Origin of the sequence: Halostagnicola kamekurae (assembly GCF_900116205.1) — an archaeon.
Classification (GTDB): Archaea; Halobacteriota; Halobacteria; order Halobacteriales; family Natrialbaceae; genus Halostagnicola; species Halostagnicola kamekurae.
In genome coordinates, this window is record NZ_FOZS01000001.1 from 636,715 (window position 1) to 657,959 (window position 21,245).

At 64.0% G+C, this 21,245-nt stretch carries 19 protein-coding genes; 10 read left to right on the plus strand and 9 right to left on the minus strand.

Annotated features, from left to right (window positions below):
• Positions 1–56 precede the first annotated feature (56 nt).
• On the minus strand, positions 57–1,202 hold the full coding sequence (locus tag BM348_RS03160; RefSeq protein ID WP_092901838.1) for an MBL fold metallo-hydrolase: 1,146 nt from the start codon (positions 1,200–1,202) through the stop codon (positions 57–59).
• Positions 1,203–1,346: 144 nt separating this feature from the next.
• A complete protein-coding gene (katG, locus tag BM348_RS03165) occupies positions 1,347–3,488 on the minus strand; it encodes a catalase/peroxidase HPI (protein WP_092903574.1) in 2,142 nt (713 codons plus the stop codon).
• Between the two features lie 394 nt (positions 3,489–3,882).
• Here katG and BM348_RS03170 point away from each other — a divergent pair, with 394 nt between their 5' ends.
• From BM348_RS03170 to BM348_RS03195, 6 genes are all read left to right on the plus strand, one after another.
• Positions 3,883–4,155: a hypothetical protein gene (locus tag BM348_RS03170; RefSeq protein WP_394328082.1), complete on the plus strand. Its 273-nt coding sequence runs from the start codon at positions 3,883–3,885 to the stop codon at positions 4,153–4,155.
• A 105-nt stretch (positions 4,156–4,260) separates the two neighbouring features.
• Positions 4,261–5,220 carry a succinylglutamate desuccinylase/aspartoacylase family protein gene (locus BM348_RS03175; protein WP_092901843.1) on the plus strand — a complete coding sequence of 320 codons (960 nt, stop codon included), beginning with the start codon at positions 4,261–4,263 and terminating at the stop codon, positions 5,218–5,220.
• The gene (locus BM348_RS03180) at positions 5,220–6,392 is read left to right on the plus strand and encodes a threonine synthase (RefSeq protein ID WP_092901846.1); all 1,173 of its coding nucleotides are present in this window, start codon (positions 5,220–5,222) and stop codon (positions 6,390–6,392) included. Before BM348_RS03175 ends, BM348_RS03180 begins: the two co-directional genes overlap by 1 nt.
• Positions 6,393–6,511: 119 nt before the next feature.
• The gene (locus BM348_RS03185) at positions 6,512–7,246 is read left to right on the plus strand and encodes a DUF6517 family protein (RefSeq protein WP_092901849.1); all 735 of its coding nucleotides are present in this window, start codon (positions 6,512–6,514) and stop codon (positions 7,244–7,246) included.
• A 123-nt stretch (positions 7,247–7,369) separates the two neighbouring features.
• Positions 7,370–9,169, plus strand: coding sequence for an arginine--tRNA ligase (argS, locus tag BM348_RS03190; RefSeq protein ID WP_092901852.1), 1,800 nt, complete (start codon positions 7,370–7,372; stop codon positions 9,167–9,169).
• A gap of 62 nt (positions 9,170–9,231) precedes the next feature.
• Positions 9,232–9,978: a DICT sensory domain-containing protein gene (locus tag BM348_RS03195; RefSeq protein WP_092901855.1), complete on the plus strand. Its 747-nt coding sequence runs from the start codon at positions 9,232–9,234 to the stop codon at positions 9,976–9,978.
• Positions 9,979–10,089: 111 nt separating this feature from the next.
• Here the strand turns inward: BM348_RS03195 and BM348_RS03200 are convergent, their stop codons facing one another.
• From BM348_RS03200 to BM348_RS03215, 4 genes are all read right to left on the minus strand, one after another.
• Complete coding sequence (locus BM348_RS03200; RefSeq protein ID WP_092901858.1) at positions 10,090–10,641, minus strand: hypothetical protein; 552 nt, start codon at positions 10,639–10,641, stop codon at positions 10,090–10,092.
• A 207-nt stretch (positions 10,642–10,848) separates the two neighbouring features.
• Positions 10,849–11,697 carry a MinD/ParA family ATP-binding protein gene (locus tag BM348_RS03205; protein ID WP_092901861.1) on the minus strand — a complete coding sequence of 283 codons (849 nt, stop codon included), beginning with the start codon at positions 11,695–11,697 and terminating at the stop codon, positions 10,849–10,851.
• Between the two features lie 195 nt (positions 11,698–11,892).
• A complete protein-coding gene (locus BM348_RS03210; RefSeq protein ID WP_092901864.1) occupies positions 11,893–12,114 on the minus strand; it encodes a hypothetical protein in 222 nt (73 codons plus the stop codon).
• 163 nt (positions 12,115–12,277) lie between these two features.
• A complete protein-coding gene (locus tag BM348_RS03215) occupies positions 12,278–13,516 on the minus strand; it encodes an NAD(P)/FAD-dependent oxidoreductase (RefSeq protein WP_092901867.1) in 1,239 nt (412 codons plus the stop codon).
• Between the two features lie 120 nt (positions 13,517–13,636).
• On the opposite strand from BM348_RS03215, the gene BM348_RS03220 reads away from it, so the two are divergent.
• The 4 genes from BM348_RS03220 to BM348_RS03235 all read left to right on the plus strand — a co-directional run bounded on the left by BM348_RS03220 (position 13,637) and on the right by BM348_RS03235 (position 18,399).
• Entirely contained in the window at positions 13,637–14,329 is a 693-nt protein-coding gene (locus tag BM348_RS03220) for a DUF6149 family protein (RefSeq protein ID WP_245779384.1), read from the plus strand.
• A 213-nt stretch (positions 14,330–14,542) separates the two neighbouring features.
• Positions 14,543–15,790 carry a polysaccharide deacetylase family protein gene (locus BM348_RS03225; RefSeq protein WP_092901870.1) on the plus strand — a complete coding sequence of 416 codons (1,248 nt, stop codon included), beginning with the start codon at positions 14,543–14,545 and terminating at the stop codon, positions 15,788–15,790.
• A gap of 172 nt (positions 15,791–15,962) precedes the next feature.
• Entirely contained in the window at positions 15,963–17,249 is a 1,287-nt protein-coding gene (locus tag BM348_RS03230; protein ID WP_092901873.1) for an MFS transporter, read from the plus strand.
• 268 nt (positions 17,250–17,517) lie between these two features.
• Positions 17,518–18,399 carry a homoserine kinase gene (locus tag BM348_RS03235; RefSeq protein WP_092901876.1) on the plus strand — a complete coding sequence of 294 codons (882 nt, stop codon included), beginning with the start codon at positions 17,518–17,520 and terminating at the stop codon, positions 18,397–18,399.
• Between the two features lie 486 nt (positions 18,400–18,885).
• On the opposite strand, the gene pdxS is transcribed toward BM348_RS03235, so the two are convergent.
• From pdxS to BM348_RS03255, 3 genes are all read right to left on the minus strand, one after another.
• Positions 18,886–19,794, minus strand: coding sequence for a pyridoxal 5'-phosphate synthase lyase subunit PdxS (gene pdxS, locus BM348_RS03245; RefSeq protein WP_092901878.1), 909 nt, complete (start codon positions 19,792–19,794; stop codon positions 18,886–18,888).
• Between the two features lie 176 nt (positions 19,795–19,970).
• On the minus strand, positions 19,971–20,330 hold the full coding sequence (locus BM348_RS03250; RefSeq protein WP_092901881.1) for a DUF7344 domain-containing protein: 360 nt from the start codon (positions 20,328–20,330) through the stop codon (positions 19,971–19,973).
• Between the two features lie 76 nt (positions 20,331–20,406).
• Positions 20,407–21,057 (minus strand): helix-turn-helix domain-containing protein, encoded by a 651-nt coding sequence (locus BM348_RS03255; RefSeq protein ID WP_092901884.1) that lies wholly within the window; start codon positions 21,055–21,057, stop codon positions 20,407–20,409.
• Between the last annotated feature and the right edge of the window lie 188 nt (positions 21,058–21,245).

The window sequence follows — 21,245 nt, forward strand, 5'->3', positions numbered from 1 at the left end:
GAGTCTCAGGCAAACACTGGTTTCGAGCAACGAATCGACGAGATATCTTACTGTTATCAGGCCGAGCAGTTGTTCGGCCCCAACTCGAGTTCGAGGCGATCCTCCGACTCGAGTTCCGCCGCAGTGCCCCGATTGTGATCGATAATCTCCTCGTAGTTCGTGGGCTTTTCGCCGGCGTCGGCCAGTCGGTCGACGAACGCGGCTTCCTCGAGGTCGAGGACGTCGATCCCGGTTCGGGCCGCCCGAATCGTCGTTTCGATCGGTTCGCCCGGCGAACCGTGGGAGAACTCGCCGTTGGCGGTGACGGTGACGTGGCCCGGACAGACCACGACCGATTCGGGTTCGGCGAGCACGGTGCGGTGGAGACTTTCGTAGAGCATCCGCGCGCCTCGCTCGCCCTCGTCCTCGTTGAACTCGAGTTCCGTCCGGCCCGTCGAGTCGACGTGAAGCGTGTCCGCCGTCAACAGCGCGCGGTCGTCGATCAGAATCGAGAGCATCTCGCTCGTGTGGCCCGGCGTCTCGAGTGCCTTCAGGCCGAGGGTACCAACCTCGAGGACTTCGTTTCGCTCGAGCGGCGTGTACTCGACCTCGACGCCGCGTTCGGCGACGCGCTCGCCGAGGTAGTACGGGACCTCGAGGCGGTCCGCGAGTTCGCGCCCGCCCGAGACGTGATCGGCGTGGACGTGCGTATCGATGACCCCGACGATCGAGAGTCCGGCCTCCTCGGCGGCGACCGCGAACTCGTCTGTGTCCGCGGTGGGATCGACGACGACCGCGTCGCCGGTTTCCGGACAGCCGACGAGATACGACAGACAGCCCTTGGCTCGTCGCTGCACCTGTACGAGCGTCACGGAGTCGCCGGCGGAGATCCGCGCCCGGTCGTAGACGCGACTCCAGCCTTTCATCCCGCCCTCGATGGCCGCCACGTCGTACTCGTCGGTGGCAGACTCGAGCTGGGTCGCGAGATTGGCCGACGAGAGCCCCTTCGCGCAGACGGTGAGGACGCGTTCGGTTCCGTTGACGGTTTCCTCGAGTTCCTCGAGGCGGCCCTCGAGGTCTTCCTCCGGGTCGAACGGAAAGTTGATCGCGCCGGTGACGTGCCACGACTCGAAGCTCTCTTCGGGTCGCGTATCGAGAAGGGCGTACTCCTCGTCGGCGTCCTGTAGCTCCGCGAGTCGGTCGGCCGAGAGCGTGGTGACCATATACCGTGCTAGGGGCTCGTGACCCTAAAGGCCGCCCGGCGAGTGCAGCCTCTCAGTTCGAACGAGAAGACCGGACTCGAACGAGAAAAACGAAAGCGCGCGTAATCGTCGGAAGCCGAAGCGTGTGATCGTCGGAAGCCGCGATTACTCGAGGTCGAAGCGGTCGGCCGCCATCACGCCGTACCACGCGTCGACGAAGTCGGAGACGAGTTTTTCCTCGCCGCCTTCGGCGCCGTAGACCTCGGCGATGGCGCGCAGGCGGGAGTTGGAACCGAAGATGAGGTCGACGCGCGTGCCCGTCCACGCGACCTCGCCGGTCTCGCGGTCGCGCAGTTCGAAGACCTCGCGGTCCTCGGAGACCGGCTCCCACTCGTAGTCCATCGAGAGAACGGTCTCGAAGAAGTCGTTGGTCAGCGTTCCCGGCTCGTCGGTGAAGACGCCGTGGTCGGAGTGGGTGGCGCCGAGGGCGCGCATGCCGCCGACCAGCGCGGTCATCTCGTCGGGCGTCAAGTCGAGGAGGTCCGCCTTGTCGACGAGTTCCTCTTCGGCCGAGTTCCGCGCGTCGTCGCCCAGGTAGTTGCGGAAGCCGTCCGCGTCTGGCTTCAGGGCCTCGAAGGACTCGACGTCCGTCTGGGCCGCCGTGGCGTCGGTGCGGCCGGGCTCGAACGGCACCTCGACGTCGTAGCCGGCGTCGCTTGCCGCCTGCTCGACGGCCGCGTTCCCGCCGAGGACGATCAGGTCGGCCAGCGAGACGCGCACGTCGTCCGAGCGCGAGTCGTTGAACTCAGTCTGGATCTCCTCGAGCGTCGAGAGGACCGTCTCGAGCTCCTCGGGCTCGTTGACCTCCCAGCTACGCTGTGGCTCGAGGCGAATGCGTGCACCATTTGCTCCGCCGCGCTTGTCGCTGTCGCGGTAGGTCGAGGCCGCCGCCCACGCGGTCTTGACGAGTTGCGTGCGCGTGAGGTCCGAGCCGAGGACGCGCTCTTTGAGGTCGTCGATCTCGGCGTCGCCGATCAGGTCGTAGTCGGCGTCCGGAAGCGGATCCTGCCAGATGAGTTCCTCGTCCGGGACTTCGGGGCCGAGGAATCGCTCGGAAGGTCCCATGTCGCGGTGGATCAGCTTGTACCACGCCTTCGCGAAGGTCCGCTGGAACGTGGCCGGGTCCTCCTGGAAGCGCTCTAAGACCTCGCGGAAGTCGGAATCGCGCTTCAGCGCGATGTCGGTCGTGAGCATCATCACGTCCTCTTTTTCCGACGGGTCCTCGACGCCAGGGGCGGACTCGTCGAGTTCGTCGTTCTGCGTGGTCCACTGCCAGGCGCCGCCCGGCCCCTTCTCGGGCCACCACGTGTAATCGAGCAGCGAGTCCACGTAGCCCATGTCCCACTGGGTCGGCGTGGTGTTCCACGGCCCCTCGATACCGCCGGTGATCGTGTCGGCGCCCTTCCCGGAGCCGTAGTCGTTCTTCCAGCCCAGACCTTGCTCCTCGATCGGCGCCGCTTCGGGCTCGGGACCGACGTGTTCGTCGGCCTCGGCGGCGCCGTGAACTTTTCCGAACGTGTGCCCGCCGGCAATGAGCGCGACCGTCTCCTCGTCACTCATCGCCATGTGACTGAACGTCTGGCGGATATTCTTCGCGGACGCTTCGGGGTCGGGTTCGCCGTTCGGCCCCTCGGGGTTCACGTAGATGAGGCCCATCACGGTGTTGCCGAGCGGGTCCCGAAGGGCGCCGTCCTCGTCGAACCGCTCGGGAGAGGCACCTTCCATCTCGTCTTCCGGACCCCAGTCGACGGCGCCGTCGGGTGCGTACTCGTCCTCGCGCCCGCCGGCGAAGCCGTACGTCTCGAATCCCATCGACTCGAGTGCGACGTTGCCCGCCAACACGATCAGGTCCGCCCACGAGAGCTTCTGGCCGTACTTCTGCTTGACGGGCCAGAGGAGGCGACGGGCCTTGTCGAGGTTCGCGTTGTCCGGCCAGCTGTTGAGGGGAGCCAGACGCTGGCGCCCGCCGGAGGCGCCGCCGCGACCGTCGCTCGTCCGGTACGTCCCGGCACTGTGCCAGGCCATTCGGATGAACAGCGGTCCGTAGTGGCCGTAGTCGGCCGGCCACCACTCCTGAGAGTCAGTCATCAGCTCCGCCAAGTCCGCCTTAACGGCCTCGTAGTCGAGTTTTTCGAACTCCTCGGCGTAATCGAACTCCTCGCCCATCGGATCGCCCGCGCGGGCGTTCTGATCGAGAATATCCAGACTCAACTGATCAGGCCACCACTCTCGGTCTGATTCTTGCATCATCGATCGATTATTGCTTTTCCCTATTAAGATTGTCTAATTCGAAAACGAACTCTTCCTATACGCCCAATAGATTTTTCCTATTTGCGAACCGCTGTCAGTAGACGAGTTAGTACGGAGACGCGGTTCGATCAGGAGTACTCGCCCGTCGAGCGACGTGCCGAGACTCGAGGTGGAGATTCGTCGACCTCTCTCGCGAACGGAGGACCGCTTCCGTCGTCGCAAAGACGTTATCGCATCTCGCCATTACTCTTTCTGTATCACCCGATTAGATTTCCGAACCAAAAAGTTTGTTTTCGAGATTTCGTCTTCGACTCGTTCGATCGGATTCGATTTCTCGTTCGATTGGACCCGAACCCGAAATCACTACACCCCTGACTGGAAAATGTCCAGTATGTCGGTCGTCAAATACCTCTCGTCGCTGGCGATGCTCGTCGCCGGTGTCGCCGTCATGGTGTTGCTCGCAACGGTCGTGTTCTTCGTCACGATCTTCGTCGTCTCGACGGGGTCGGAGCTCGCGAACTACGACCCCAGCGACGATTTCGTCGTCCTCTCTTCGACCCTGATCGTCGTCGCCGTCATCCTGACCGGCGGCTTCACGCCGCGACTCTCCGGCGGGACCGACGACGCCGACGGAGACGAGTTCGACGACCGAACGTACAGATAACTCCGTCCCCAGCGCGCCGAACCGCGCCGAATCGCGCGGCAGTTCCGCCCTGAAACGGGCCCGTATACCGAACCAGTAAAGGCGAGCGGCCTCTTCGTCGTGCACATGACGACGACGCTCGGAACGGCGAGCGCGGACCCCGGCGAAATCGACACGGGTCGTCTCGAGGTCGGCGAGACTCGAGACGGCAGTCCGTTCGGACTCCCCGTCGCCGTAGTCAACGGCGCGGACGCCGGGAAAACGCTGTACCTGCAGGCGGCAAGCGACGGCGACGAGTTGAACGGTGTCGGGGTCCTCACGCGCGTCGTGCCGCGGCTCGATCCCGCCGAGATTTCCGGAACGATTCTCATCGTCGGGATCGTCAACTACCACGCGTTTCAGGTCGCCCAACATCGAAACCCGATCGACGACACGAAGATGAACCGCACCTATCCCGGTTCGGAGGGCGGGACCTCGAGCGAGCGGATCGCCCGCGCGACCTTCGACGTGGCCAAACGAGCGGACGTTATTCTCGACCTCCATCAGGGATCGACCAGCCGGATGATCGACGAGGTCCGCGTCCGCTGTGGCAAGCGCCACCGGCTCCACGATGAGTGTCTCGAGCTCGCGAAGGCCTTCGGCTGTGGCTACGTGCTCGACCAGAAGGGACCCGACGGACAGCTCGCTCGAGCCGCCCCCGATGAGGGCATTCCGACCGTCGACCCGGAACTCGGCGGCTGTGTCGGCTGGGACGAGACGAGCCTCCAGAAGGGAACCGAAGGCGTGTTCAACGTCCTTCGATACTACGACTTTCTCCCCGAGAGCCACGACCTGAACCGACAGATCCGCGCGAGCAGCTTCGAACAGTACGGCTCGCCCGTCGGCGGCCTCGTCTCGGTCGAGAAGGAACTCGGCCAGCAGGTCCGTGCCGGCGAGACCCTGTTCGAAGTCACGACCGTCTTCGGCGAGCCCAAAGCCGAGATCACCGCCGACAGCGACGGCGTGCTCTGGCGAGCGCGTCGACTCCCGCAAGTCGCGACCGGCGAGTACGTCTGCTCGGTCGGAACCGAGGTCGATTCGTACTGATGGTCGCCGCTGATCTGTACTGTCCCGACTGCGGGACCGTCTACGAAGCGGGGCCCGGCGAACCGTGGCGCTGTGCGTGTGGTCACCCGCTCGAGCTCCGCGAGGACCCCTCTCGAGCGGAAGCGGTCGACTTTCCGTCGACGATCGAATCCCCGCCGGCGATGAACGCGAACGACGGGCTCTGGACTTTTGCTGACTTACTGCCGGTCGAGAAACGCGTGACTCTACAGGAAGGACTGACGCCGCTGGTCGAGACCGACCGGTGGAACGCGTCGTTCAAACTCGAGTACGTCTCCCCCACGGGATCGTTCAAGGATCGTGGCGCGACGACGACGCTCTCGAGAGCGGTCGAACTCGGCGTCGACACGGTGATCGAGGACTCCTCGGGCAACGCCGGTGCGGCGATCGCAACGTACGCCGCCCGCGCCGGACTGGACGCTGAAATATACGTCCCCGCGGACGTCAAACCCGCCAAACGTCGCGCTATCGAACGAGCCGGGGCTCGTGCCGTCGCGATCGAGGGGAGTCGCGAGGACGTAACCGAGGCGTGTCTCGAGGCCGTCGCGGCGGGGGACGGCTGGTACGCGAGCCACGCCTGGAACCCGGCGTTTTACGCCGGGACGATGACGTTCGCGTTCGAGATCGCCGCCCAGCGGGACTGGGCGGTGCCGGACGCGGTCGTGCTCCCGGTCGGACACGGAACGCTCTTTCTCGGCGCGTATCGCGGCTTTTCGCGTCTCGTCGAGGCCGGACTCACCGACGAACTGCCCCGCCTCCTCGGCGTGCAAGCGGTCGGCTCCGCACCCGTCGTTCGCCGACTCGAGGGCGAGACGGGCGTCGACGAGACGAGCGGCGACGGGACGGGCGACGCTCCCGAGGCCGGGGATCCAACTGAGACGACCGCCACGCTCGCCGACGGCATCCGGATCGCGACACCTGCGCGCGAAGACGAGATTCTCGACGCGATCGACGCGACCGACGGCGACGCGATCGCGGTCGGCGACGAGACGCTCGAGACGACGCTCGAGTCGCTGCACACCAGCGGTTTCAACGTGGAGCCGACGAGCGCGGTCGCGCCCGCGGGACTCGAGCGGTATCGCGAGCAAGGGATGGTCGAACCCGATGACGAGGTCGTCGTCCCGTTGACCGGCAGCGGCCTCAAGTATTCGTAGCAGAAACGACAGACGGAATATATCTCTGAACTGGCGCGTTCGGCCCCAAACCTGTTAAGCCGCGAACAGTCTGTCTCGGCTCCGATAAATTCATACAAACAGGACAGTAATACCGGATTATGAATCGTCGCAGCCTACTCGCCGGAGCGGCCGTCCTCGGAACGACGAGCGTCGCCGGGTGTCTCGGAACGTTCGGAATGGCCGAGCACGAGGCGTCGCCCGCGAGCGTCGACGAGAGCGCGCGTCAGGACACCGGCTACGAACAGACCGGCGTCACGGAAGACACCATCGAGCAATCGGTCGACCTCGCGGTGTTCTCCCAGGAGGTCTCGGTGACGAACTACATCACCGAACACGAAAAGCCGATCACGGTCGGACCGCTCACTATGGACGGCGGCGGCGGATTCCTCGTCGTGACGACGCCGCAGGCGAGCGTGCTCGGTCAGGAACTCAACCCCGTCAGCGACATGTCGCCGAAAGAACTCATCGAGCGCGTCGAGGGCAACTACGCGGGGATGGAGAACGTCACGCATCAGGAAGACGGCAGCGTGACGATTCTCGACCAGGAGACGACCCAGTCCAGATTCACCGCCGAATCGAGCTACAACGGCTCCGACGTCGAGGTGTCCATACACATCAGCGAAGCGGTCGAAACCGAGGAGGATCTCCTGGTTACCGTCGGCGTCTATCCGAACGAGCGACGCGACGAGGAAGAGTCCAACATCATCTCGCTCATGGAGTCGGTTACCGAGGCGTCGCCGGAAGACGACGGAAATCAGAACGAATCGAACGATGGCGGGAACGAAAACGGGAGCGACGGCGGAGAAAGCGGAAGCGACGGTGGCCTTCTGTAACCGAGTGCGGTAGACGAGGAACGTGGCGAGAGCGGCCTTTTGTAACCCTCGACGACGAACGGCGAGGCTCGCGTTTCGGTCGAACCCGACACCCCTTTACTCGAGCCCTGAATACGGATCGATATGTTCCTAGCCTTGCGCGAATCGGTCGAAGACGCCCTCGAGGGGGCGCTCTCGGCCTGCGGGTTCCCGACCGGGGACCTCGGCATCGAAGAGCCGCCCGAAGACGTCGACAGCGTCCTCGCCTCGAGCGTCGCCTTTCGACTGGCGAGCGAAGCGGGCGCGCCGCCGCCGCAGGTCGCCCAGCAACTGGCCGACGAAATCGACGTCGACGAACTGCCCTACGTCGATCGGGTCGAAACGCAGGGCCCGTATCTGAACTTCCTTCCGAGCGACGCCTACGTCGAGGCGACCGTCGAGCGGGCGACCGATCCGACCTACGGGAATCTCGAGGACCGCGGCGAGTCCGTCGTCGTCGAGCACACGAGCGCGAACCCGACCGGACCGGTCCACGTCGGTCGCGCCCGGAACCCGATAATCGGCGACGCGGTCTCGAATCTCCTCGAGACGGCCGGCTACGACGTCGAACGCCACTACTACGTCAACGACGCCGGCCGCCAGATGGCCGTCTTCACGTGGGCATACGAGACCTTCGACGAGGACGACCTCGAGACCGACCCCGAACGCGACCGCATCGAGTACGATCTGGTGCGATACTACCGCAAGGGCAACGCCTACCTCGAGAGCGCGCCCGAAGCCGAGTTCGAGGCCGCCGAGGCCGAGATCGAGTCGATCATGCAGGGGCTCGAGGCGGGCGAGGAGCAAGCCTACGAGCGCGTGACCGAGGTCGTCGATCAGGTGCTCTCGGGGATGAAAACCTGTCTCGCTCGGCTGCCCGCCGAGTTCGACGAGTTCGTCAAGGAGACGCGATTCATGAAAGACGGCTCGACCGACGACGTCGTCTCGCGGCTCAAGGAACTCGACGGCGCGGTCTACGAGGACGAGGCCTGGCAACTCGAACTCGACGAGCAGGGCATCGACAAGAACCTCGTCTTCCTCCGTTCGGACGGAACCTCGCTGTATCCGACGCGCGATTTAGCCCACCACGAGTGGAAACTCGAGAACTACGACCGGGCGGTCACCGTCCTCGGCGAGGATCACAAACTGCAGGCGAGCCAGATTCGGGAGACCCTCGAGTTGCTCGGCACGGATACATCTGATCTCCGACAAGTCCTTTACTCCTACGTCAACCTCCCCGAGGGGAAGATGTCGACCCGACGCGGGACCGGCGTCGACCTCGACGACCTCCTCGACGAGGCCATCTCGCGCGCACGCGATGAAGTCGAGTCCCGTCTCGACGACCGTATCCGCGACGACGACTTAGACGAGGACGACATCGAGCGCATCGCCCACCAAGTCGGGATCGGCGCGGTTCGCTACGATATCGTCTCGAAGCAACCGACCAAGGCGATCACCTTCGAGTGGGAACAGGCCCTCGACTTCGAAGCCCAGTCGGCTCCCTACGTCCAGTACGTCCACGCGCGCTGCTGTGGCATCCTGGCCGAAAGCGTCGACGCCGACGACCTCGACGCGGACGACCCCGAGGCAGTCGTCGAGACGCTGTCGGCGAGCGTCGACGCCGCCGCGCTCGAGACCGACGCGGAACGACACCTCGTCGAGACGATCGCTCGGTTCCCGGCAGTGATCGACGACGCGGCTGACGACCTCCAGCCCCACCAGGTCGCGACCTACACCCGCGAGTTCGCCGACGCGTTCAACGCGTTCTACCGGGAATGTCCGGTCCTTTCCGATGACGTCGACCCCGAGGTCCGGGAGGCGCGACTCGCGCTCGTCGCGGCCTCGCGCCACACCGTCGCGAACGCGCTGTCGGTGCTCGGTGTCGCCGCCCCTCGCTCGATGTGAGCGCCGAACGCTCGAGAGCGAACAGTTATCCCGCGCACAGACAATCTCTCCGAACGACATCCGTGAGTCTCAAAGACGTTATCGAAGCGGCTGACCGATCCGAGTTGACCCTCGCCGTCATCAACCGCGAGGCGCCCCAGCCACTGCAGTCGATGCTCGAAGACCTCGTTACAGATCAGCCGGTTTCGATCGAAGAGCAGGATCGACCCGACGAAGCGGCGGATATGGTGTATCTCCTCGAAGACGACGCGGTGGTCGCAACGTCGCCGTTACGCGAACTCAGCGAGTCGATCCTTTTCGGCAACTCGGACCTGTACATCACCGGGACTCGCGGCCCACTCGATGTCGATTTGCCCGAAGTGATTGCGGCGCTCGAGAATACCCGTTTTCGGGTCCGCGGATATCCCGACTCGAGCAAGGAAAAGCTCCTCCTCATTACGATCTCGCGGTACATCGAGGGGCTTTCGCTCGAGCGCGGCGATGGGATCCATCGCGCCTCGTTCCAACGGCTCTCGCGGATCGATGACGAACGCGGTACTCGAGCGGTCTACCGACGGCTCTCCGAGACGAGCGCGGAGACCCACGTTTACGGTGTCCCCGATCGAGACCCCCAGTTCGATGTGACGGTACACGGCGGTCAGTCTCGAGAGATCCGCGACTCGTGGTTCGTCGTCTCCGTTCCCGACGAGACGGGAACGCACGCGGCACTCGTTGCGCTAGAAACGGGCCCGCGAACGTGGGAGGGATTCTGGACGTTCGATCCGGCGACTGTCACCGAACTGGACGCCTACATTCGGCGGGCGCTGTAGTGTTGCGACGGACCTTCAGCCGAGGGTGGATCCGGGCGAAAGCGGGTTCTATTACCGCGGGACCGATCCACTCTCCGACTCAGAAGACGCCCGCAGAAGTGGCGAAAGCGTCTATGCCGTCGCCATCGCCTTATGGGCGAACTCTTCGGCGGACATGTTGTTGCGGATGTACGCGACCGCCCAGGCGACATCGACGTAGAAGCCCAACACCGTGTCTCCGTCCTTGTTGAGTAGCGTGAATTCGATGCTCTCGATCGATTCTAAGAACGCTTCCGGATCTTCGATGGCTTCCGCGGCGACGATACCGAGCTCTTCGATGATCGCGTCGAGTTCGTCTCGTTTCGGCGTTTTCTCGAGTTTGGCTTCGACGTCGACGTGGTACCCGTCGCGTTTGACGTGTTCGATCGTTACCTCGCTGTGTTCGAGGTCGAGTTTGTCCTTGTTGAAGCCGGGGATCTCGTCCGGTCCCTCGTCGTTCGAGTCGTCTTCGCTCGAGTTGTCGTCGTTCGAGTCGTCACCGTTCGAGTCGTCGGTGCCGTCGTCGAGACTGTTGTCGTCTCCGTCGTCACCGTCGTCGTTCTCGTCACTAGTATTCTCCGAACAACCCGCGAGCACGGTTGCGAACACGGCGCCACTGCCGAGGAGGATTTTTCTTCGCTCCATGTGCACCCACTCCAGCCCACCCCTGATTAGTAATCATCTCATTCTTTCCGGAATGGATTGACATCCGGAAATGCGACGGGTATAGGGGCGGTAGGCACCAGTTAGTTCGCTGATAAGGGTCTAACTACCGGGAGCGCGATCAGCGTGTTCGTTCAGGAAAAACAGTTGTAGCAGTCGGGAGCGGCGAAGTGAAGTGGTCGGCGGCAATCAGGAATCGGGTTCTGCGCTGGGCCCGCCACTCGAGGGATCGTCGATGGGGGCCGATCCGTCGCCGTCGGGGACTGCCCCGGTAACCGCCGGTCCGCCTCGAGAATCGGTGGCCGAGCCTTCGGTTTCGATCTTCGAGATGATCTCGGGAAACTCCGACGCAAGCCGCTTGTACGCGACCGCAGCGGGTCGCTGGGCGTCGTAGACGACCAGCGGCGTCCCCGCGTAGACGCTGTCGCGAACGGCGGGGTCGTCCGGGATCGAGCCGACGAGCGGGAGATCGAGACGCGAGGCGATGTCCTCGGGGGAAACGCTGCTTTCCGTGCGGGTGCGCGTGATGATCAATCCGCCGGGCGTTCCCTTCGCGTGGTCGGTCAGCTTGAGGGTCTTTTTCGTGTCGTTGACGGCGGCGGGTTCCGGCGTGGAGACGAGCAAGACCGCGTCCGCGAGTCCGAGCGGGAGGACGGTTTCGTGGCTGACGCCCGCACCGACGTCGAGGAAGACGTAGCTAAACTCGTCTCGCAGTTCGTCGACGACGTCTCGAAGTCCCTCCGGCGACGTTTCGGCGTAGGCCTCGAGTCCGGTGCCGCTGGGGACGGCCACGATGTTGTCCGTCAGCGGGTAGGTCGCCTCCGAGACGGAGGCGTTACCGGCGAGGACGTCGTGCAGGGTGGTCGAGTCGGTGCTCAAACTCACGAACCCCGCGAGGTTCGCCATCCCGAGGTCGGCGTCGACGATCGCGACCCGCTCGCCCGTCTGTGCCAGCGCGGTTCCGAGGTTCACCGTCGTCGTCGTCTTCCCGACACCGCCTTTTCCACTCCCGATGGCAAATACCGTCTTGTCGGACATACTGAGTATATCGCCATAGTGTAGCGGGAACACCTTAAATAGTGACATAGATCCGCCCAGACCGGGTCGAAATATACCGAGCAGCGGCGTTTCGACGTAATCGACACGCGCTATGGTCCGATCTATTCTCATCATCCGATCGAGGCCGTCACTCGAGGCAGTCACTCGAGCCAAGCGTCGATCGACCAACAAGCGTCAGGAACGATCAATCCGATAGCACGCCGTGAACACGATTACGTCGCCGTCTTCGAGGTCGGTCGCCACGGGGGCGGTCGTCGGGCCGGCCTCGATCGCCTCCAGAAACCACGTCAGCGTCGACGGCTCGAGCTGGTCGACGTGCCGTACGGTCGCGTCCGCGGGGAGTGACTCGACGCGACGGAGCGCCGGTGATCGGTCGACGGTTTCGCTGGTAGCCATGTGTGTTGGTATCAATTATCATGGTAGAACATAAACGTTTGCCTCGGCACGCGTCTCGAGCGCGGTCGAACCGTCGCGTTTCTCGTCGAACCTCGAGCGGAGACGGTCGTGTGACTCGTCGGTTTCGAGTACGATGATCAGAAGCCGGTAGCTCGGACCCGCGTTACTGCTCCTGGGCCGGCGCGAGTTTGTCGATGTCGACGGACTGCTCTAAGAGGACGTCCGCCTGGTCTGCGACTTCGCGCTGTTCGCGCATGAGCTGTTTGAACGTGCTCTGCGGGGAGAGATCGCCGATTAGGACCCCGCCGACGATTTTGCCGTCTTTGAACGCCACCCGCCGCCACTCGGTATCGCTGTAGCGCCGTTCGGCGTGGTCGTCGCCGAGCGTCGGGTGCCCGAAGGACAGAAACGGGAAGTCAAAGTGCGTGATCGAGTACGACGAGACCCACTGGAACTCCTCGGATCGCTCGTCTGCAGCCATGTTGGTCGCGGCGACGCGTCCCTGTTCTTTGGCCGACCCCCAGGAGCCGTTCTGGGCCTGCTCGCCGAGCAGGACGTCGTAGAAACGGGTGATGTCTCCCGCGGCGTAGACGTCCTCGAGGTTCGTTTCCATGTACTCGTCGACGACGATGCCGTTGTCCATCTCGAGGTCGGTATCGTAGAGGAACTCGGTGTTGAACGTCAGGCCGATCGCGACGCCGGCGAAGTCACACTCGTAGCGCTCGCCGTTGGGATCGACCGCGGCGGTCACCCGTCCGTCGTCGTCCGTTTCGAAGCGGTCGACGCCGCTGTCGAACACCGGTTCGACGCCGACATCGCGCATCCCGTTGTGCATAATCTCTGCGCCGTCGGCCGAAAGCGCGTAGCGCCACCAGCGGTCGCCGCGCATCAGGTACTTGCCGGAGACGCCCTGTGCACCACAGACCGCCGCGAAGTCGATGCCGAGCAGTCCCGCGCCGACGACGACCGCGTCGTCCGCGCTCTCCGCGCTCTCTTTGATCTTGCGCGCGTCCTGAAACGTCCAGAAGTGGTGGACTCCGTCCGCGTCGCTGTTCGGAACCGGGAGCTGTGTCGGTGTCCCGCCCGTCGCGATCAGGAGTTTGTCGTAGGAGATGTTCTCATCCTGGTGGATGTGAACAATCTTCTCGTCGGGGTCGATGGTCGTGACGTGGGTGTTGAGCGAGAGATCGATGTCCCGTTCGTCGTACCAGTCTTCGTCGTGAATCGAGATGGGAGCCTCCGGTAGCTTCCCCTTCGCGTGTTCTTTGATCAGAATGCGATTATACAGCGACTCTCCCTCATCGGTGATAACGGTAATGTCGGAGTCCGGGTCTTCCTCCCGGAGGGTCTCAGCGGCCGAACTGCCCGAGATTCCGTCACCGATGATCACGTACTCGGTCATATTCGGATCGTTCGTAACGAGGGTTAAAGTGGATTGCTATCTCGGCGATGTTTCCGTGTCCGATCATTCACTTTTTGGCGATCCAAACACCTCTTTATCCTCGGGTTCACACGTATCAGTATGAAGATCCGCCAGAACGCTCGTCACTTCGCCTCGAGAAAGGCCCTCGAGACGCCCGTGGTCCGCTCGGTCGTCAGATCGGGACTCGTTCGGATGCACACGGGAATTTTCACCGGGAAGGCCGACTCCGCCCACGCGGCGGAGCGAAAGTCGCGACTCGACGCCTTCTTCGACGCCACGATGGACGCGTATCTGGCGGCCTTACAGGACGGGTATTCGGAGGCCGAGGCGCGCGAAATCACTCACATCCAGTCGAACTTCGACTTCTACAACCACGGCTGGACGGAGATGATGGAGTTTCCCGGCGACGAACTCGAGGACCACTACGACCGCTACGCGGACTTTTTCGAGACCTGGGGAATCACCATCGACGACCCGCTCGGCGAGTTCGCGCCGCCGAACGGACTGCCGGACGCCCCTTCGACGCCTGAGCGACTCGAGAATCCAGACCACCCCCACGCCGAGGGCGGCTTCGCGGACGACGTGTACGTCGAAACGGACGACGGAGACCTTGTCGTCGGCGGACAGGACGAACCCGACGCGGCGGACGTGGATCTCACGAGTGCGGTCGGCGTCGACGGGACCGGGGCCGACGGAGCGACGACAGATGCCACCGGGGCCGACGAAGCGGTGATGGACGATGCCACCGACGAGACGACTTCGGACGACACCGCCGGGAACCGGGACCGGTAACCCGACCGGCGCGACCGCAGGTATTGGCATCCTACTCGGGACTACGGAACTGCACGCTCGAGTCCGTTCCGGTGTTGCTCGCTCGAGCCAGTTCGAATCGAGCACCGAACTCCCCGAAGCCATTTCCTTCTCGGGGTTGGGAGCTGATTACTGTCGGAACCTGTGACGCTAACCCGGCCATAACAATGGTCGCTATTGATATCTTCGCGGTGTATGAACAGGCGTGCGTATCTGGCGATGACGGCGTCCGCGGCAACTTCGCTCTGTCTCGCGGGCTGTGCGGGATCGGAACCGCTCGATTCGAGTACCACGGACAGTACCGACGACGGGCACACTGACCGTGAGCGGCCGGTGACCCCCGCTTCCGGGGTCGTCGAACCCGGTTCCGAGGACGACTTCGAGGACCTCTCGAGGTGGACCGAAGACGCCGGATCGCTCTCGGCCGATCCGGGCCGCGCGCTCGTCGGGAGCCAGAGCGCACGCCTCACGGTCGGGTCGTCGCAGACGACCGGCCGCCTCTCCAAGACGTTCGACGAACCCGTCGACGTGTCGAACGTCGTTCCGGGCGTCGCAATTACCGCCGAAACGGTCGTCTCGCCCTGGCTCCGGCTACTCGACGAGAATGGGAACCGTATCGACTACCGGCGAACGGTGACCGGCGGGCTCCCGTTCATGCGCTATAACTTCGGGATCGACGAACTCGACGAGTCGTTCGACGAGACGGCCGTGACGGAAGTGCACCTTCAGCTCTGGGCGGAAGCGGGAACCGAGCGAACTGTCTGGTTCGACGACCTTCATTTCGTCCCGCGACCGGACACGGGGAAAGTGATGATCCAGTTCGACGACACGCACGTTACCGACCACACCGAGGCGATGCCCTTGCTCTCCGAGTACGGCTACGGGGCGGTGACGTTCGTCAATCCCAATTACGTCGGCAAGGACGTCGGCGGCTACGAGCGCCTCAGCGAATCACAGCTCGCGGACCTCCACGATGCGGGGTGGTGTCTGAGCAACCACACCGACACGCACGCGGACATGCCGACGCTCGACCGGGACGCCCAAGAACGGGAGCTTCGCAGGGGGAAGGCCTGGCTCGAGGAGCGAGGCTACGAGGAGGGGGCGAAGTACTTCGCGTACCCCTTCGGGAACTTCGACGCGACGACGGTCGAACTCGTCGACGAGTACCACGAGATCGGCTACGCCGGTGGGTATCCCGTACAGGGGTACACCTCGAACACCGCACTCGCCTCCCGAATCAGCGAACCCGACAGGGAACAGGCGGAAGTCGCGTTCGAGCGAACCGCGCGCATGCCGGGGATCACGAGCGTGTTCTACCACGAACTCGAGGGCGAGTTCCGAACCGACTTCGAGGACATGCTCGAGGTGCTCTACGAGTACGAGTCCGCCGGCGAGATCGACGTGATCCTTCCCCCGGACGTCGAACGGGAGTTCCTCTTCTGAAGCGGGAAGCGAGTATCTAAACGAGAACCTAGCATCCAAAACGGGAGTGGAACGGCGATCCGAATCGGGAAGCGGGCATCCGGAATCGGCGGCGTGCGAACCGGCCGGTTGCTCGCGTTTCCAAGGGGCTAAGTGCGCCGGGCGACGCGGTATTGGTACTCACTACCGTCCCATGGCTCTGAACGCGAACGACCGATCCATCGCGACCTTCACGATGGCCGCCCACGCGCTTGTCCACTGGTTCGAGACGTCGATCCCGATCTTTCTCGTGGTCTGGCTCGCCGAGTTCGACGTCAGCGTCGCGCTGGTCGGATTCGTCGTCGCGCTCGGGTACGCCCCGTTCGGCATCGGCGCGCTGCCGGGCGGGATTCTCGCGGACAGGTACGGTCCGAAGCGGCTGATTCTCTGTTGTTTGCTCGGCATGAGCCTCTCGTTCGTCGCCCTCGCCGGGGCGTCGGTCGTCGATTCGATCTACGCGATCGCGATCGGCCTGGTCCTGTGGGGGGCCACTGCGAGCGTCTACCACCCCGCCGGACTGGCGCTCATCAGCACCGGCGTCGACGACCGCGGAACCGTCTTCGCCTGGCACGGCATCGCCGGCAACGTCGGCATTGCGCTCGGGCCGTTCGTCGCCGCCACGCTGCTTATCGTCCTCGAGTGGCACGTCGTCGCCGCGCTGCTGGCCGTTCCTGGGCTCGTCGCCACGCTGTACGGTCTGCGGGCGACCTTCGATCCGGTCGCCGCCGTCGCGGACGACGTCGACGCCGGCCCCGACGACGCCCTCTCGCTCCCGGAACTGGTCTCGAGTACGCGCACGCTCTTTGCCAGTGCGTTCGCGATCATCTTCGTCATCGTCGCCTTCGAAGGGCTGTACTACCGCGGGATGCTCACGTATTTGCCCGAGATCCTCGACGGTCTGGGGGCGATCCAGGGCATCGAGATCGCGCCGGCGCTCGAGCGCTACGACATCGATCCGGCGTTTTACATCTACGTCGGCCTGCTGGTGGTCGGGATGGGCGGCCAGTACGTCGCGGGCAAACTCGTCGACCGCGTCGCGCCGGCCCGCGGGCTGGCGGCCAGTTTCGCGATTCTGACCGCGCTCGCGCTCGCGTTCGTCCCGGTGACGGGGATGGGATTGGTTCCGATCGTCGCCCTCTGTGGCGTGTTCGGGTTCTTCCTCTTTGCGATCCAGCCGTTCTACCAGAACGCGGTCGCCGTCTACACGGGCGCCGATAGCCGCGGTCTCTCCTACGGCTACACCTACCTCGGCGAGTTCGGCATCGGCGCGGCGAGCATCGCGGTCGGCGGCTTCGTCCTCGGCATCTCCCAGACCTGGTTCTTCGCGACGATCGCCGCGTTTTCGATCCTCGGGGCGGTACTCTCGTCCGCGCTGCTTTTCGGTCTCGACCGGCTCTATACCGGCGAATCGGCGGCTGCCGGTCAGGCGACGGACGACTGAGTTCGAAGGGCCTCGAGAGCGGGTGTGTCGGATCGCAATGGGCGCGTCGACCCGGGGGCGAGTATATGCGTCAACCCGCGATGATCGGGTGCGTCGAATCGCAGTGATCGGATGTGTTGACCCGCGGGAAGCGGATGCGTCGGCAAGCGCAGAGCAGGTATCCCGATCCGCCGACGCGGTTCGCCTCGAACGCACCGAGTGGCTCCCCTCTCGATGTCGGCGGTCTTCGTTCGCTACCTTTTTGCCTGCACTCTCGGAATAAATCGACATGCTCACCGTGCGGGCACCTGCGACGAGCGCGAACCTCGGGAGTGGCTTCGATGTCTTCGGCGTCGCGCTCGAGACGCCCGCCGACGTCGTTCGCGTCGAGCGGGCGCGAGAAACCACGATTTCGGTGACGGGCGCCGGCAGCGAGTTCATCCCCGAGGATCCAGCCGAAAACACCGTTGGTGCGGTCGCGAAGGCCCTCGACGCGCCGGCCCGCATCGAGATCGACAAGGGGGTCCGCCCGGCGTCGGGACTCGGATCCTCGGCCTCGAGCGCCGCTGCGGCGGCCGTCGCGTTGAACGAACTCTACGACCGCGGCCACTCGCGCGAGGAACTCGTCCCGGTCGCCGCCGAGGGCGAGGCGCTGGTTTCGGGCGAAGCCCACTCGGACAACGTCGCCCCCTCGCTGCTCGGCGGCTTTACCATCGTGACCGACCACGGCGTCACACAGGTCGACACGTCGGTCCCGCTGGTCGCCTGCCTCCCGGAAACCGTCGTCTCGACTCGAGACGCCCGCGGAGTCGTCCCCGACGAGGCCGCCCTCGAGGACGTCGTCTCGTCGGTCGGCAACGCGGCCACGCTCGCGGTCGGGATGACCCGCAACGACCCCGAACTCGTCGGTCGCGGGATGGACGACGACATCGTCACCCCCCAGCGAACCGCCCTCATCGACGGCTACGACGACGTCCGCGAGGCCGCCATCGAGGCGGGCGCGACCGGCGTCACCGTCAGCGGTGCCGGGCCGGGGATCCTCGCCGTCTGCGAGGGCTCGAGTCGGCGGGCCGTCGCCGGGGCGATGATCGACGCGTTCGACGACAACGACATCGAAAGCCGGGCCTACCAGACGCGAGTCGGTTCGGGCGCGACGCTGTACCGCGATTGATCGATTGCGACCGGGTTCGCCGGGACGGACGCGAATCGCCGCCTTTCTCGCCGTGATCTCGCTCGCAGCTTCGGACTCGCGTTCGTTCTCGTCGAGGTCTCGGTTTCGACGCCGTTTTTCCTCCTCGGAAGCGCAGCCGCGGTCGCGTTCGAACAGGTGGCGACTCGAGACCCCGAAACGGTGCGAGACGACTGGGAACGATCTGGAGTTGCGGGTCCGCAAGACTTCGAGGCGGAGCGGCGAAGCCGCAGAGTCCGTCCGGCGTCGCTCGCCGCGGCGTTCGGTATCGCCGGATCGGCGCAGTCCTCGTCCCCTCGAGCGTGCTCTCGGCCGGTATCGGGGCACTGGTGGCATCTCTGCTCGCTCTCCTACTCGCGAGTATCGGTCGAAATACGGCCTGAAAACGAGCGTTCGTCTCAGCAACTCCGGGGTGACTCGAGCGCCCGCCAGCGCCGATAGTGGTGCTGACCCACTCGAGCGATTCGCTTAGACGCCTCGACCCTGCAACTGCTCCTCGTCGGGAAGGTCGACGTTCGCGTCGCCTTTCATGCTCTTGCCGAGGTTCTTCGAGATCTCGGCGAGCGTCTCGGGATCGTCCCAGTTGTTCGTGGCCTCGACGATCGCTTCGGCCATCTCCGACGGGTTCTCCGCGCCGAAGATCCCGCTGCCGACGAAGATGCCGTCGCACTCGTGGTGCATCATGAGCGCGGCGTCGGCGGGCGTCGCGATGCCGCCCGCGGCGAAGTTGACGACCGGAAGTCGCCCCATCTCGGCGGTCTCGTGGACGAGTTCAGCGGGCGCTTCGATCTCTCGAGCGTAGGCCTCTCGCTCCTCGTGGGACATCCCCTCGAGCGTTCGGATCTCGCCTTTGATCGTCCGCTGGTGGTAGACCGCCTGGTTGACGTCGCCGGTACCGGCCTCGCCTTTGGTCCGGATCATCGCCGCGCCCTCGTCGATCCGGCGGAGGGCCTCGCCGAGGTCGCGCGCGCCGCAGACGAAGGGCGCGGTAAAGTCGCGCTTGTCGATGTGGTAGTCGTTGTCCGCCGGGGTGAGCACCTCGCTCTCGTCGATCATGTCGACGCCGACGGTCTCGAGAATTTGGGCTTCCTTCGTGTGTCCGATTCGAGATTTCCCCATGACGGGGATCGAGACTTCTTCGACGATTTCCTCGACGTCGGCCGGGTCCGCCATCCGGGCGACGCCCCCGCGTTTTCGGATGTCCGCGGGGACTGCCTCGAGCGACATCACGGCGACGGCACCGGCGTCTTCGGCGATCCGGGCCTGTTCGGGGTTGACGACGTCCATGATGACGCCGCCTTTTTGCATCTGGGCGAACCCGCGCTTGACGAGGTCCGTCCCGCGTCGCAGCTCCTCGAGATCGGTCGTCTCGGTCATGTCGAGGCGTTCGAACGCGCTGTACTTACGCGTGTCCTTTGTTCGTTCGACTCGAGGGGCCGTAGCGGCTGCGGTACCAGTCGGTGATGTGGCGACAATTACGTACGTTGTTCGTCGTCTTTACTCATCCAGTGAAACGATCCGGGTGAACGAGGATTGAGACCGGTTGCTCGGGACTACAGTGTCATCGGCGTTTCGAGCGAGGGATCGGCATCAAGGATCGTAGACAGGGTCGGCTGCACCTGATCGAATTGCTCGGTCGGTTCCACGAGTTGGCGCTCCGAATCATAGGTTATGAGTCCGTCCGCAGCCAACTTCGGGAGGTGGACATGGTATAACGAAAGGCGAATCTCTGCTAATACGTCCGTAGACGCCTCTGTAATTGGTGTCTGATGATTGTACTTGAGTACGACCTTCGTGAGGTCATTGACCGTCAACGACCGCTGTTCTTCTGCGAGCGTCCCCAGGACGATCCGACGGTGCTGGTGTTGACACAGGTCGAGTGCCGAGTCGAAGGCGCTCGAGTCCCCATTCATTGGACGACTGTAGACGACTGACGGCAATCACGCTGGCTTTTTCATACACAAACTGTTTTTAACATTCCGATCGGGATCAGACTGTAAGAGCTGAGAGCGTACTCCCGAGAACGTGCTTGATCCCCCCTCGGAGGCGGGAGCCGACGGCCTGCTGTGAGATGCCGAGTTCCTCGCCGAGGTCTTCCAACGTGACCTCGCGGGGGGACTCGAAGTACCCGCGCTCGTGGGCAAGCACCAGCGCCTCTTGCTGGGTGTCAGTGAGGACGGCTTCGGCCGCCGTCTCAACCGGCGTTAATGCGTGCAACTCCGTCAACGTGATCGGGATGTCCAACTCTCGACAGCGCCGTTGAAAGGCGGCGATGTCACTTCGCTCATCACCGCGGATCTCGAACGTCCACTGGCGATTTGTCCCGGTGGCCTCAATCAATGGAACCTCTGTTTCCCCCAGTATGGTCAGCACGTCGTCGTAGTCCAGCGCCCACTCAACGCGTAACAGGTACTCGTCCTCAACAGAGTCCACGAGTCGAATATCCTTCACACCCGGGTGCTCGTTGAACACGCTCTCGATGTCGTTGACCTCGGTTCCCCGCACCCAAAAGTAGGGGATCACCACGTCCTGTGCGGGGATAAGTCGCTCCAACTCGACCGTCACGTCCGGCAGTTGGTGGAACACCGTCCCCAAGGGGAACTGGTCAGACGGAACCGTGAACGTCGCCTCAGTAGCCATACCCGAACCGACGCGTTCGATTGGGAAAGGGGTGATGTCGTACACTCTCCGCTGAACTGTTCGAAGTGCTGATCTGACCGACACGTCTGTCTTCTGTACCTGTCGCAGATTCACTCGCAACTCGAGTACTCCGTTCGTCTTCTGAAACCGACACCCAGCGTAACGCCTGCGGCTGCGGATTCGAGCGC

Bases quoted from the DNA above. Each gene is read 5' to 3' on its own strand.
- BM348_RS03185 (WP_092901849.1), top strand. From the start codon at position 6,512: ATGAATCGTCGCAGCCTACTCGCCGGAGCGGCCGTCCTCGGAACGACG.
- pdxS (WP_092901878.1), bottom strand. From the start codon at position 19,794: ATGACCGAGACGACCGATCTCGAGGAGCTGCGACGCGGGACGGACCTC.
- katG (WP_092903574.1), bottom strand. From the start codon at position 3,488: ATGCAAGAATCAGACCGAGAGTGGTGGCCTGATCAGTTGAGTCTGGAT.
- BM348_RS03210 (WP_092901864.1), bottom strand. From the start codon at position 12,114: ATGGCTACCAGCGAAACCGTCGACCGATCACCGGCGCTCCGTCGCGTC.
- BM348_RS03255 (WP_092901884.1), bottom strand. From the start codon at position 21,057: ATGGCTACTGAGGCGACGTTCACGGTTCCGTCTGACCAGTTCCCCTTG.
- BM348_RS03250 (WP_092901881.1), bottom strand. From the start codon at position 20,330: ATGAATGGGGACTCGAGCGCCTTCGACTCGGCACTCGACCTGTGTCAA.
- BM348_RS03160 (WP_092901838.1), bottom strand. From the start codon at position 1,202: ATGGTCACCACGCTCTCGGCCGACCGACTCGCGGAGCTACAGGACGCC.
- BM348_RS03230 (WP_092901873.1), top strand. From the start codon at position 15,963: ATGGCTCTGAACGCGAACGACCGATCCATCGCGACCTTCACGATGGCC.
- BM348_RS03180 (WP_092901846.1), top strand. From the start codon at position 5,220: ATGGTCGCCGCTGATCTGTACTGTCCCGACTGCGGGACCGTCTACGAA.
- BM348_RS03200 (WP_092901858.1), bottom strand. From the start codon at position 10,641: ATGGAGCGAAGAAAAATCCTCCTCGGCAGTGGCGCCGTGTTCGCAACC.
- BM348_RS03235 (WP_092901876.1), top strand. From the start codon at position 17,518: ATGCTCACCGTGCGGGCACCTGCGACGAGCGCGAACCTCGGGAGTGGC.
- BM348_RS03215 (WP_092901867.1), bottom strand. From the start codon at position 13,516: ATGACCGAGTACGTGATCATCGGTGACGGAATCTCGGGCAGTTCGGCC.
- BM348_RS03220 (WP_245779384.1), top strand. From the start codon at position 13,637: ATGAAGATCCGCCAGAACGCTCGTCACTTCGCCTCGAGAAAGGCCCTC.
- BM348_RS03205 (WP_092901861.1), bottom strand. From the start codon at position 11,697: ATGTCCGACAAGACGGTATTTGCCATCGGGAGTGGAAAAGGCGGTGTC.
- BM348_RS03170 (WP_394328082.1), top strand. From the start codon at position 3,883: ATGTCGGTCGTCAAATACCTCTCGTCGCTGGCGATGCTCGTCGCCGGT.
- BM348_RS03225 (WP_092901870.1), top strand. From the start codon at position 14,543: ATGAACAGGCGTGCGTATCTGGCGATGACGGCGTCCGCGGCAACTTCG.
- argS (WP_092901852.1), top strand. From the start codon at position 7,370: ATGTTCCTAGCCTTGCGCGAATCGGTCGAAGACGCCCTCGAGGGGGCG.
- BM348_RS03175 (WP_092901843.1), top strand. From the start codon at position 4,261: ATGACGACGACGCTCGGAACGGCGAGCGCGGACCCCGGCGAAATCGAC.